This window comes from Bacteroides sp. An279 (genome assembly GCF_002159615.1).
GTDB lineage: Bacteria > Bacteroidota > Bacteroidia > Bacteroidales > Bacteroidaceae > Phocaeicola > Phocaeicola intestinalis.
This window is the reverse complement of sequence record NZ_NFJA01000098.1, coordinates 1-13,059: the sequence shown is the minus strand read 5'-3', so window position 1 is coordinate 13,059 and position 13,059 is coordinate 1. Positions and strand designations below refer to the sequence as shown.

The window sequence follows — 13,059 nt, the reverse complement described above, 5'->3', positions numbered from 1 at the left end:
GGGGTGGAAATCATACAGCCGGTCAAGAAGCCCAAAGGGAAAGAGCTTTCCAGGCAGGACAAGGAATACAACAAGAAAGTTTCCGCCATCAGGGTGCGTATAGAACATGTCATAGGAAGCGCGAAAGTCATGCGCATCCTCAAAGACGAGTGCAGGCTCAGGGCAAACAACTTTGTAGAAAACATCTTTTCCATATGTATGGCACTGCATAATCTCAGAATTAAAATCAACCCTTGGAACTATCATAACTAATTTACATAAACTCTAATATCTTATTTTACTTCTCCGGTTCCACTGGCAAAGTTCAGGTAAATCTTTTGACCAGATTTTCCGGTTACGGAATATTCTGCTCCCATATCGGTCCATCCGTTGTTGACAGCATTATTCTCACGATAGAAGATGTCTGTTCCATCTTTCAAGGTGAATTCCAATCTCCACCAATCGGTGTTGGCTTGGATACACATACGCACTTCGCCGGTTGCACCAAGAACAGGTGATTCGAAATTACCTTCTTTGGTATCTGGAACGGTGAACTTCCATTCGTCTGTATAACCCCATGAATCTTTTGCTGTTGCTCCGAATACATAAACATTGGGTTCATAGAAAGTCATGGTGAATGCATAGTCGTCGCCATTGACAGCTGCCTGGATATAGAGGATATACCATCCGGCTTTGCTTACCTGAATGTTACCGTCAGTTGGTGCCTCGGATACTCCGGCTCCTGCATTGTCTTTGATTGTCAAACGGCTATCGGTATAACCGATGTATTCGTTTACCATCGTGCCAAACTTAAATACGGCATTCGCATCGAAGTATACCATCGACCAGAATTCGCCAGCCATGCCATTAACCGCTACCATTGGCTTCCATTCGCTCCAGCCTCCGGCACCGATTGACGAACCTATCAGATACATAGTGGTAGGCGGTTCAAGCGCATTTACCACTTCGCCCAGCTTCACTTGGTTGACAGCGATTGTGTTTGAAGTGGAAAGCCCTCTTCCGCTTCCCGTGATTTCCGCTTTCACGCGTATATATGCCGTAACGGTAGCTCCAGTCGGGTTTTCGTCAGGATGCAAGGTCTGGTATTGACTGGCTAAAGCCGAGTTCAGCTGATCCGGACGCAATGCTATCGAAGCAGTATTATATGTTGTACCCAGGGTCGAATAGTTTGCATCCGCCTCCTCTGTTTCATCAATAAAGTCTTGTTGCAAACTGACTTGTACGCTATACGTCGTGGCTGCTGAAAATCCGTATTCGGGAGGAGTCAGTGTCAATCGTATCGTGTCGTTAGCGCCTAAGTCATACATTTTGTCATCCGGGGTATTCAGTACAAAACTTTCCGGTTCGTATAAAGTCGGGTTATCGTCTCTATCCGTTTCGCAGGCAGAGAAGAGCATCAATCCCATTCCTGCCATACAGAGTATGTTGGTTATTCTTTTCATGGCTTTCATTATTTAAATAGTTCATTAATACCCTTCATTCTGTGTCATGTTCGGGTTGTTGTTGATGTCTGTTTCCGGAATCGGGAATACATTGTAGATATCGCTTACCGAACGTCCTTCTTTTACACCGCCTTTCCAATCCCAAAGATATTTGTCGGTAGTGAAACAATCAAAACGTACCAAGTCTGAACGGCGGCGTCCTTCCAGATAGAATTCGCGTGCCCATTCGTCCAAGATATACATTTCGTTGATATCACTTGCTACAGGCTGGGTAGTGCAGCCACGGTGACTTCTTAACGTCACGATATCTTGCAAAGCCGCATTGGTATCCCCTAACCGGTAGTTAGCTTCCGCACGTGTCAGGTAAGCTTCTGCCAGACGTAACAAAGGAATATCGGTATCCGGATATTCAGTGTGGCTGGTTGCTGCTCCATCGGAACAGATGTTCTGCCATTTTACGATAGAAAGACCGCTTTGGAAACTATTGATGGCACTGGGGTCCATGGTACGCCGTCCGCCACCTGCACCGGCATAGAACATAGCGCGGTCGTCTCCAGCAGCTGCGACAATATCTACGGTACGTACACCGTATTGTGCGTCCCATGCATCAATGGCTGCATCATTGGGCAGGTCGGCTTGTGCCGGAACATCTACGTCTTCCGGAATCATCGGAACGTCTTTGTTCGGGAAGAACTTATACACCAATGCGTTGCGGGCAATGATACAAGACCATCCGTTGGTGGTTCCCATATAAGGCATACCGCCTGTACGGGTTCCGCATACCAAATACGTAGAACCTCCGTAATTACGGGTTTTCATACCGTCCTGACGGATAGGAAGAATGATTTCTTGCATCGCTTCCTGATTCCGGTCATTGTCTGCCATGAACATCAGGCGGTAGTCATCGCAAAGTTGGTAAGCCCCCGAATTGATAACTTTATCGGCATACGTCTTGGCATTTTCATAATCTGCTGTACCTGTATAGACCTCTGCATTCAGGTAGAGACGGGCGCGGAGCAACCAGTTGGCAGCTTTGTCCGCACGTCCGAAGGGCGCTTGCCCCGGTTCGTACATATCGGCTTCGGCTTCTGCCAGTTCGTTCTGGATATAGTCATACAATTCTTTACCGCCTTTTTCTACAGGCAGGTTATTGTCGAAATGTTCTTTAAACGGAGCTTTGCCGAACAAATCAATAAAATACCAATAGTGCAGGGCACGCAAGAAGCGCACTTCGGCACGTTGCTGAAGGGTCTCAGCATCGGTCTTTCCTTCAGTCTGGTCGAGGAAAAAGTTCATTTGGGTAATGTCGTATCCCAAGCGCACATAAACCCATTCGGTACGTTGGCTGGACGAGTTCCATGACAATCCGGTAAACTGAGGGATGTCCACATTGTCCTGCCATACCCAAATGCATTCGTCTGTCGAGAGTTCGTTGCAGTTGAATACGGTACGGTAAAAGCCAGATTCACCTTCATCTTGTCCGTCAAGGTCAGGACTTCCGGCAAGACCTTTCTGACCGGTCAATCCCAGCATGGCATATTGTTTTACGAATGCTCCCCATTGGTCGAAACTGGAAGAGCTTTGCGGGTCGATGGAGCTGATGTCAAGATCGTTGATGCATGACACGCTTCCCAGTGTAGTAGCAGCAAGCAGTGCTGCCGACAATATAGGTTTGAAATATCTTGTTTTCATATATCAATCAATTGTTTTCAAGGTTTAGAATTGTAAAGTTAATCCCAACAAGAAAGTTATTGCACGCGGATAGGGACTTCCGTCAATACCGCTCTGCACTTCAGGGTCGAGACCATCGTATGCAGTGATGATGAACGGATTCTGGCACGTAGCGTAGATACGTCCGCCGATACCCTTGTATGCCTGGCTCTTGAAGAGTTCCTGGAACGAGTAACCCAATGTGATGTTGTCGCAACGGAGGAATGAAGCGTTACGTACAAAATAATCACTCATATAATAGTCACCTTGTCCGGTAAAGCCTAAAGCAATCGCTTCTTTCGTGGTATTGCTGTAAGCGGTGTTAGAGAAAAGACCCGACTGACTGGTATTGGCTTTGTCTGCCAAGAAGTCATAATACACATAGTTGTTCAGGCTGGCACGAAGCGCAAAGCTGAAGTCCCAGTTCTTGTAAGTCATCTTCGAAGTAAGACCCATCAGGAAGTCGGCAGCCGGTTTCTTGTAAATATACTTATCGGCAGCATTGATAATACCGTCGTTGTTACGGTCGACGAACATGTTTTCGATAGGTTTGCCGTTTTCATCGTACACTTGTTGATATACATAGAACGAATTAGCCGGATAGCCTACCTTGTTCACCTGTACTTTGGTATTGTTTCCCGGACTGATTTTATTGCCAGTTTCTACATAATAATTAGAATCATCCCCACCGGTCAATTTGGTGATTTCATTGTGGTTCCACGTAAAATTATAAGTCAAGTCCCACATAAAATCTTTCGTAACAATCGGTTTTGCATTAATAGAAAATTCCATACCGTAGTTCTTCAACGAACCGATGTTCTGCAACATCTGGGCATTGAAATTCGTTCCTACCGGAATCTTGACGCTATTCAACAAGTCATCGGTCTTACGGTAATATCCATCGATGTTACCCACGATACGTCCGTTCAGGAATCCGAAGTCCAATCCGGCATTGTATGTAGTAGTCTGTTCCCATTTCAAATTCGTGTTGAACGCATTCGGACGAGAAGAGTGGTAATATTCGTCTCCAAAAGGATATTGTGCATAGTCGTCGCTCACGATATACAAAGGCATATAAGCGAAGTCGGCGGTTACGTCTTGCTGACCGGTAATACCCCAGCCCAAACGAAGCTTCAAGTCAGAAAGGAAGTTCACGTCTTTCAAGAAGTTTTCTTCTTTCAGTTTCCAACCCAATGCCAACGAAGGGAACTTACCCCAACGGTTTCCGTCGGCAAAGCGTGAAGAACCATCGAAACGCATGGTGAAAGTAAGCAAATAACGGTTCTTGTATGAATAGTTCAAACGTCCGAAGTAAGATACCAGTGTATTACGGGTTGCGTATGCGGTTTGACTACGTTCTGTTACGTCTTGTGCCACTCCAGCATAACTGTCCCAACCTTGACCTTCGCTATATCCGTTGCGGTGGAAGTGCTGCTCTTCACCACCTGCCATCACATCAATCATGTGGTCACCCACTTCCTTAATGTATTGCGCGTATACGTTATAAGAAAGGTTATACTTATATTCGGTAGCAAGCTCGTTTCTTCCGTAGTAGTTGTATGAGTACGAATAGGGAGACCAGATTGTGGTTTGAGTTCCCTCCGCATATTCACCGCCGATGCTTGCATGCAAACGGAGGTCGGGCAGGAAATGGAATTTGTAGTCCACCTCCACGTTTCCTACGAAGTCGTTGCTGTTTGCCGTATCGTCTTTCTGCTCCAATGCAGCCAAGGGGTTTCCCGGAGTGTTCTTATTGGTTGTATACTTCCAATCGGGGTCAGAGAAAGCCGAAGTAGCCTGCATATTCTGGTAATATCCTCCTGAAGTTGTATACATCGGATCATCGCTATATACCGGACGGGTAGGATCCATAGCCATAGCTCCGCCAATGCCTTCCGCATAACTGTTCTTTCCGTTCATATACTTGGCGTTCACATTTACTTTCAAGTGATCATCGAAGAACGAAGGAGCTAAGTTGACCGATGCAGTGAAGCGTTGGAAATCGGAAGTCTTCACAATACCATTGTTCTTGTTAAAGCCTAACGATACACGGTAAGGCAGGTTCTTGAATCCACCGTTGATAGAAACATTATGTTCGGTGCTGACTGCTGTGCGGAACACTTGGTCTTGCCAGTCGGTATTGGCATCACCCAATGCTGCGGGCAAATTGTCGCCCCACAATTGGTGCACATAGTCGCGGAACTCATCGCCGGTCAATACATTGTAACGCTTTTGGGTGGTAGCTACCGATACTGAACCGCTATAGCTTACACGCGGAGCCTGACCGCTCTTTCCTTTCTTGGTAGTGATGATGATGACACCGTTTGATGCACGCGAACCGTAAATAGCTGTAGCCGAAGCGTCTTTCAATACGGTGAAGGTTTCGATATCGTTCGGGTTAACCATAGAAAGTCCGTTCGACATACCTTTGATACCGCTATTATCCAAAGCCAATCCATCGATGACAATCAACGGGTCGTTGCTGGCATTCAATGAAGAACCTCCGCGGATACGGATGGTTGCACCGCCGCCCGGAGTACCGTCGTTAGAAATGACACTTACACCGGCTACCTTACCAGCCAACATGTCTTGTGCATTAGTCGTGATACCTTTACTCAATTCATCGGGCTTGATAGCCGTAACCGAACCGGTGGCATCGTCTTTCTTCACTTGACCATAACCGATAACCACTACTTCGTCCAACAATTCGGCATCGTCTGACAGGATGACGTTCATGTTGGCAGCAGCAGGAAGTTCCTGCGTTTTGTATCCGATAAAGGAGATAGCGATGATGTCTCCCTGATTGGCTTGCAAAGTGAAATTACCGTCGAAATCGGTAATCGTACCGGTGGTAGTGCCTTTTATCAACACGCTGGCGCCGATAACCGGTTCACCCAAGTTGTCTTTCACTACTCCGTTGACCGTAATGCTTTGCGCAAAGGCTTGTACGGAGAACAGCATTCCCGCCAGCCATAGCAGCAGGAGCTTGTTTCGTCTTTTCAAATCTTTCATTTTCATGTTTATTAGTTTAAGTATGAATAATAAAATTGGTTCTCTCTTTCTGTAGCCTCCTCTAAATCCCCTCCCAGAGGAGGGGACTTGTGGATGCTTTGTTTATGTATTTACCTATTGAAGAACTATGTGTTTCTTTTTACAAATCCAACTAATCCTGAAAAAATCAATCTTTTATTTCCTTTATCGATATCGCGTATCCTCCGCCGATGCCGGCTTTCAAATTCAGCTTGGTCTTGGCGGTCACTTTCTTTTTGGTAATGGTATATGCCTGCGGGTTATTGTCCCATGCGGTGCCTTTTGCATCGGCATAGATAGTTGCCTCATATTTTTTGTCCGGATCGAGGAAATCGAGCGTAAGCTTCGACTCGTGTCCGTTATATCCTGCCGAACATCCTACGTACCAGTCGTTCGAATGCTTGTCTTTACGGGCGATAGTGACATACTCTCCCGGTTCAGCTTCCAGATATTCAGTCCTTTGCCAATCTACAGGCACGTCTTTGATAAACTGGAAAGCATCCATGAAACGCTCGTAGTTTTCCGGCACATCGGCAGCCATTTGGAGCGGACTGTACATCGTGACATACAAAGCAAGCTGGCGCACAAGGGTAGAACGTACACGCGACGTATTGGTCGGATTCATTTTGCTGCAATCTGTTTCGAAAATGCCCGGTGTGTAATCCATCGGTCCCCCTACCAGACGGGTAAACGGAAGGATAGTCGTATGGTTCACATTGCTTCCGCCGAAAGATTCGTATTCCGTTCCGCGGGCTGATTCGTTACCAATAAGATTCGGATACGTACGGCACAAGCCGGTAGGACGCACTGCCTCGTGTGCATTGACCATAATCTTATAGTCTGCCGCTTTGGTCACGGCGTAGAGATAATGGTTTACCATCCATTGTCCGTAGTGATGCTCGCCCCGCGGAATGATGTCGCCTACATAACCGCTCTTTACCGAACTGTAGCCATTGTCTACCATAAACTGGTATGCCTTGTCCATGTGGCGTTCATAGTTGCGTACCGATGAGGAAGTTTCGTGGTGCATCATCATCTCGATGCCCTTTCCTGCGGCATAACGGTGAAGTTCCTGCACGTCGAAGTCGGGATAAGGGGTTACAAAGTCGAATACATAATCCTTGCTCTTTCCGAACCAGTCTTCCCAGCCTTGGTTCCAACCTTCCACCAATACGGCATCGAATCCATGCTTGGCTGCAAAGTCGATGTAGCGTTTTACGTTTTCGGTGTTGGCAGAGTGCTTGCCGTTCGGTTTGGTCTGCAAATAATCGGTTTCGCCCAATTTCACACTGTATACATCATCGGTATAAGCCCATGTGCCGCGTCCGGTAATCATATCCCACCATACGCCTACGTATTTTACGGGGTGAATCCATGACGTGTCGGCTATCTTGCAGGGTTCGTTTAAGTTTAAGGTGATGCGTGAAGCAAGAATGTCGCGTGCATCATCACTTACGATAACGGTACGCCAAGGCGAATTGCATGGAGTCTGCATGTAGCCCTTATCCCCTTTGGCATCAGGAGTCAACCAGGATTCAAATACCATATTCTTGTCATCCAGGTTCAGGCTCATGCACGAATAATCTACCAATGCCGCTTCGTGCAGGTTGATGTAAAGTCCGTCATCGGTCTTCATCATCAGTGCAGTCTGTACGCCGGTAGGAGAGAATACATATTGCGATGAGTTGGGGGTAACTGCTTCTTTCATCTTGCTACGGATTTCTGACAGGCGCGAAGTCGTGTAGTCATATTCCTGCGTGTCATAATCGCCCGGAATCCAGAAAGCAGTGTGGTCGCCACTCATAGCGAATTGCGAATGCTCTTCCTTTATAACGAAATAGTTTAGGTTTTGTTGTTGTGGAAATTCATAACGGAATCCCAGTCCGTCATTAAAGAGGCGGAAGCGGATAACGATGTAACGGTTGTTCATAGGCTGGTCGAGGGTAACTTCCAGCTCATTGTAGTGGTTGCGTATTTCGCTTTCTTCGCCCCATACCGGACGCCACGTTTCATCGAATGTAGAGGTGCGTGTGTCTTTGATTTTAAATCCGGTCATCAGATTAGCCCGTTTGTCTACTCCGGCTTTGTCTTTCATTTCGGTCCATTCGAAGTCGGTTTTCTTTTCGGGGTCTTCCCGTTTCAGTTCCAATCCCAATGTACTGGGCTTAATGACTGTTTTTTCTTTAAAGGTAAGGTCGTACACAGGTGCGCCTTGCTCATTGAGGCTGAAGTTCATCACCAGATTTCCGTCCGGCGAAGTCAACTTTTGCGCGCTTGCACAAAAGGCGAAGCCACACATTGCCATGAGGGCAAAACTTTTCTTGATGTTCATACGTTATCAGGTATTAAAAGTTAATGAAATTTGCGTTACAATTTTCTGAAAGCAAAATTATGTGTCTTTCAAACGATTTCTTCCCGTATGACGGAAAATATAAAGATGTATAAAGTGTAATTTACTGGTAATTAATATGCTAAGTATTGTTTATAAGTAGTAAAATAGAAACGGGATTTAAATGAAGAATGAAGAATTAAGAATGAAGAATACCTTTATTTCTTATTCTTCATTCTCCATTTTTCATTTAATTGAACTCCAGCAAGAGGATTTCCCTCGGTTGCAATTCCAATGTCTCGCCCAATGTTACAGTACGTCCGCTTAGAAAATCTTTGGCTTCCGCTTGAGGCAGGATTTCACGGTACGGAGTGAGGTTGAGCGTCTGAGCCTGACCGGTTCCGTTCATCATTACCACCACCGAACGTCCGTCGTACTTGCGTTCGTACACATACGTTCCGCTCTGAATGGAATAGTGTTTCAGTGTCCCTTTGCCGAGAACTTCGTTTCCTTTACGCCAGTTCAGCAGCTTGCGTGTAAAATCAAACGCTTCATTCTGCATAGCTGTGCGTCCGTTTGCTGTGAAGTTTTCGGTGGTATCGTCTTGCCAGCCTCCAGGGAAATCCTTGCGCAGGTCGCCATCGCCTTTGCCTTTATCGCCTGTCATCAGTATTTCTGTTCCATAATAGATTTGAGGAATGCCACGGGTGGTGAGCAAAAACGTAATGGCTTGTTTGTAGCGTGTAAGGTTCTCGGCTTTTTCATCAGTAGTGGCAAAGCGTGAAGTATCGTGGTTGTCAAGGAAAGTCAACAGATTCATCGGATTGGCATATACCAAGTCTTGTGTCTGATAATCATACAGTTTGTATAATCCTCCTGCCCATTCGGTCGTTTCTTCATCGAAAGCCTGGTTCATCAGCCCCTGCAAGGGGAAGTCCATTACGGTAGGCAGATTAGAATTCTTCGGAGCAGCCAGTTTGCTGTCTTTTTGCCAATAGGATACCAACACGTTGCTGTTCAACCAGGTTTCGCCTACAATGTTGAAATATGGGTATTCTTCCAGTACTTCTTTGCACCATTGGCTCATGAAATCGTAATCGGCATACGGATGAGTGTCCTGACGGATACCGTTGATGCCTGCATATTCTATCCACCAGATGCTGCTTTGGATAAGATAGCGTGCCACGTGGCGGTTGCGCTGGTTCAGGTCGGGCATCACTTGGGTGAACCATCCGTCGGTGGCGATTTTCTTCTCATACTGGCTGGCATGTACATCCATTACACTTGCCGTCTTGAATGAGGTTTGTACGTATTCGGAATGGAAGTTGAACCATTCTTTCGATGGCTTGTCGCGGAACAGGTAGTTTTCGCTTCCGCAATGGTTGAATATCATGTCCATAACGACTTTCAGTCCTTTGCTGTGTGCCTGGTCGACCAAAGTCTTGAACTCTTCGTTTGTTCCGAAACGGCGGTCTATCTGGTAGTAATCCGTGATGGCATAGCCGTGATAAGATCCGTCGGGCATATCGTTTTCCTGTGTGGGGTTGAGCCAGATGGCCGTTACGCCCAGGTCGGCAATGTAGTCTAAATGGTTGGCAATACCTGCCAAGTCACCTCCATGACGGGCAAACGGGTCATTGCGGTCTATTTTTTTTTCAAGCATCCCTTCTACAATGTCGTTTCCCGGATTGCCGTTGGCAAAGCGGTCGGGCATGATGAGGTAAAGTACGTCTTCGGAAGTGAATCCTTGTATGTCGCTCCCCTTGCGCACACGTTGCTTCAATTCGTAAGGGACAGCCGTTTTCTTTTTCCCTTGAGTCAGGACGATATTGAATGTCTGTGCGGGAGCATCCGTCAGGTCAAGATAAAGAAAAAGATAATTCGGGCTGTCTTGCCTTACGGTTTCTTTCAAGACGATGTTCTTGCCTGTAACCGAAACCGCAGATGTAGCGATGTTCTTGCCATAAAGCATGATTTGAAGCTCGGGATTTTTCATTCCTGACCACCAGAAGTTAGGGGCTATCCGGTCGATTTCCATTACCGGAGCCGCTTTGCTGAATCCCAAGAAAGCAAAAGCGGCAAGCAGGGTAAGCCATAGTTTTTTCATGATAATAATTGTTTTATGATAGTATGAATTAATGTTAATGCCATCATGCCTTGATGCATATATCGGCGTAAGCCAATGCAAGTATATGCGTAGGCTGATGCAAGTGTGTGCATAGCCCGTTGGAACTATTTACTTTTCTTTTAAACAAAAATAGGAAAATAGAGGAATATTTCGTATATTTGGAAGCGGAATATAAGTGGGGTATGTTATTAAATCAATGAGAATAAGAAAGTTATCTTAAATTTAAAGATGAAAAATATAAATCAGATTGTATGAAAAAAACTATTATATTAATTGTATTGTCGCATGTTCTTGCATTTGCTTGCATGGGGCAGTCTTCAAACGAACGGATTCTGAAAGAATTGGACGAAGTAATCGGGAAGAAAAAAGAGCACTGCGAAGAACGGGAAAGAACGATAGCCCAACTAAAGCAACGCCTTGCCAACGAATACGATAATGCACAAAGATACACAATCTGTAGTGAACTGTTTACTCAATACTTGCATTATCAGGCGGATTCGGCATTACATTATGTGGATGAAATGCAGAAATACGTAAAGGATGTAAAAAAAACCGGAGCGGAAACCAAGATCATTATCAACCGTGCCGATGCGATGGGCGTTATGGGAGCATATAACGAAGCCTTACAGACTTTAGAGCAGATAGACCGCAACCTGGTGACTCCGGACGTGCGGGTGAAGTATTACTACGCCATGCGTACCTATTACGGTTGGATGGCGGATTACACCATTATCCATTCGGAAAAGGAAAAATACATCCGCAAGACCGCCTGCTACCGTGATTCGGTGCTGATGCTGGTGCCCGAAGGTCCTGGACGGAGCATTTCGCTGGCTGAAAAGATGTTGCTCGAATCACAATTCGATGCCGCCATTCCAGTACTGAACAAAACCTTGTCCGCTCCGATGAGCATACAGGAAAAGGCATACGTCAACTATACACTGGCATCAGTCTATGAAGCGAAAGGCGATGTCGAAATGCAGATTTATTATTTGGCCCAGACCGCCATTATCGACCTCACCATGGCAGTGCGTGAATACGCTTCCCTCCAGCGGCTGGCATGGGTTCTTTACCGGCAGGGAGATATCGAACGGGCTTACCGCTATCTTCGTTGTTCGATGGAAGATGCCGTTGCATGCAACGCCCGTTTACGTTTTTTAGAAGTGACAGAAGTGTTTCCCATCGTCAACGATGCCTACTTTGACAGTGTGGCGAACGAACGGCGTATGATGAATATCTTTTTCTTTACGTTGGCGGTGATAGCGGTGCTGCTCGTCATTGTGGCGTTACGCCTGTATTCATGGAACAAGAAATTATCGCTCATGCGGGTGAACCTTTCGGTGGCTAACAAAGAACTGAAGACGGTGAACGAAAAGTTGGCGCAAACTGGTAAAATAAAGGAAGTGTATATTGCCAGATATTTGGATAAATGCGTAAGTTATCTCGACAAACTGGAGCAATACCGGCGTTCGTTGGAAAAACTGGCAATGGCTTCACGCATCGACGATTTGTTCAAGACTATCCGTTCCGACCAGTTTTTGCGCGATGAACGAAAGAATTTTTATATGGAATTCGACAAGTCTTTCCTCGAACTCTTTCCTAATTTTATTGATGATTTCAATGCATTGCTAACGGACGACGGGAAAATATACCCCAAAAAAGGAGAGCTTTTGAGTACGGAGTTGCGTATTTTTGCCCTGATCCGCTTGGGGGTAACTGATACAGCCCGTATAGCTCATTTCTTAGGCTATTCGCTTGCTACGGTATATAATTACCGCAGCCGTATCCGCAATAAGGTGAAAGTAAATAAAGAAGATTTTGAGCAGGAGGTGATGAAGTTGTAGAACACGCCAAGCATGCTTTTGGATGAACATAAGTGAGTCGGACGTATCTTATGAAAACGAATATATACTGCAACCGCTGATGAATATATACTGCAACTGCTGATGAATATATACTGCAACTGCTGATGAATATATACTGCAACTGCTGATGAATATATACTGCATCTGCTGATGAATATATACTGCAACTGCTGATGAATATATACTGCATCTGCTGATGAATATATACTGCATTGGCAAAGGCAGTACTACTGCGTTATTTGCATCCAGAGCAAGTTGCGGACATTTATCAAATTGGGCAAAATGCGGATAATCATATTATACTATATGCGGTATTGTGCATTTTAATGAAACATAACTATTCACCACAGAGACCACAGGGTACCACAAAGGAACACAGAAGAATAGGTCAATAAACAATATGCTCATGTGAAAATAAATTAGCACATTGCCCTATTATTCATTGGCACATTAAGAAGCTGTTTTGAATTTATCGTGCGATGATTTGGGATGAGTTTTTGAGGCATTTTCGCTTTTGTGATGAGGAAGATAGCGGGCTATCTGACGAAGAACAGGAGC

The 13,059-nt window shown here is 45.5% G+C and carries 7 protein-coding genes; 2 read left to right on the top strand and 5 right to left on the bottom strand.

The window, feature by feature from the left end; translation table 11 throughout:
- On the top strand, positions 1 to 252 hold a 252-nt coding region (locus B5F78_RS14010; RefSeq protein ID WP_140400168.1), incomplete at its 5' end, for a transposase family protein.
- A gap of 20 nt (positions 253 to 272) precedes the next feature.
- Here the strand turns inward: B5F78_RS14010 and B5F78_RS14005 are convergent.
- The 5 genes from B5F78_RS14005 to B5F78_RS13985 form a co-directional block, all read right to left on the bottom strand.
- Positions 273 to 1,442: a SusF/SusE family outer membrane protein gene (locus B5F78_RS14005; protein ID WP_087208647.1), complete on the bottom strand. Its 1,170-nt coding sequence runs from the start codon at positions 1,440 to 1,442 to the stop codon at positions 273 to 275.
- A 24-nt stretch (positions 1,443 to 1,466) separates the two neighbouring features.
- Positions 1,467 to 3,134: a starch-binding outer membrane lipoprotein SusD gene (susD, locus tag B5F78_RS14000; protein ID WP_087407011.1), complete on the bottom strand. Its 1,668-nt coding sequence runs from the start codon at positions 3,132 to 3,134 to the stop codon at positions 1,467 to 1,469.
- A gap of 24 nt (positions 3,135 to 3,158) precedes the next feature.
- Positions 3,159 to 6,164, bottom strand: coding sequence for a SusC/RagA family TonB-linked outer membrane protein (locus tag B5F78_RS13995; protein WP_162608559.1), 3,006 nt, complete (start codon positions 6,162 to 6,164; stop codon positions 3,159 to 3,161).
- A 166-nt stretch (positions 6,165 to 6,330) separates the two neighbouring features.
- Positions 6,331 to 8,514 carry a glycoside hydrolase family 97 protein gene (locus B5F78_RS13990; protein ID WP_087407010.1) on the bottom strand — a complete coding sequence of 728 codons (2,184 nt, stop codon included), beginning with the start codon at positions 8,512 to 8,514 and terminating at the stop codon, positions 6,331 to 6,333.
- Between the two features lie 247 nt (positions 8,515 to 8,761).
- Positions 8,762 to 10,618 (bottom strand): glycoside hydrolase family 13 protein, encoded by a 1,857-nt coding sequence (locus B5F78_RS13985; RefSeq protein ID WP_087407009.1) that lies wholly within the window; start codon positions 10,616 to 10,618, stop codon positions 8,762 to 8,764.
- 272 nt (positions 10,619 to 10,890) lie between these two features.
- Here B5F78_RS13985 and B5F78_RS13980 point away from each other — a divergent pair, with 272 nt between their 5' ends.
- Positions 10,891 to 12,480 (top strand): DUF6377 domain-containing protein, encoded by a 1,590-nt coding sequence (locus tag B5F78_RS13980; protein ID WP_087407008.1) that lies wholly within the window; start codon positions 10,891 to 10,893, stop codon positions 12,478 to 12,480.
- Positions 12,481 to 13,059: the final 579 nt, after the last annotated feature.

Coding starts and splice junctions, on each gene's coding strand:
- B5F78_RS14005 (WP_087208647.1), bottom strand. CDS start 1,442: ATGAAAAGAATAACCAACATACTCTGTATGGCAGGAATGGGATTGATG.
- susD (WP_087407011.1), bottom strand. CDS start 3,134: ATGAAAACAAGATATTTCAAACCTATATTGTCGGCAGCACTGCTTGCT.
- B5F78_RS13995 (WP_162608559.1), bottom strand. CDS start 6,164: ATGAAAGATTTGAAAAGACGAAACAAGCTCCTGCTGCTATGGCTGGCG.
- B5F78_RS13990 (WP_087407010.1), bottom strand. CDS start 8,514: ATGAACATCAAGAAAAGTTTTGCCCTCATGGCAATGTGTGGCTTCGCC.
- B5F78_RS13985 (WP_087407009.1), bottom strand. CDS start 10,618: ATGAAAAAACTATGGCTTACCCTGCTTGCCGCTTTTGCTTTCTTGGGA.
- B5F78_RS13980 (WP_087407008.1), top strand. CDS start 10,891: ATGAAAAAAACTATTATATTAATTGTATTGTCGCATGTTCTTGCATTT.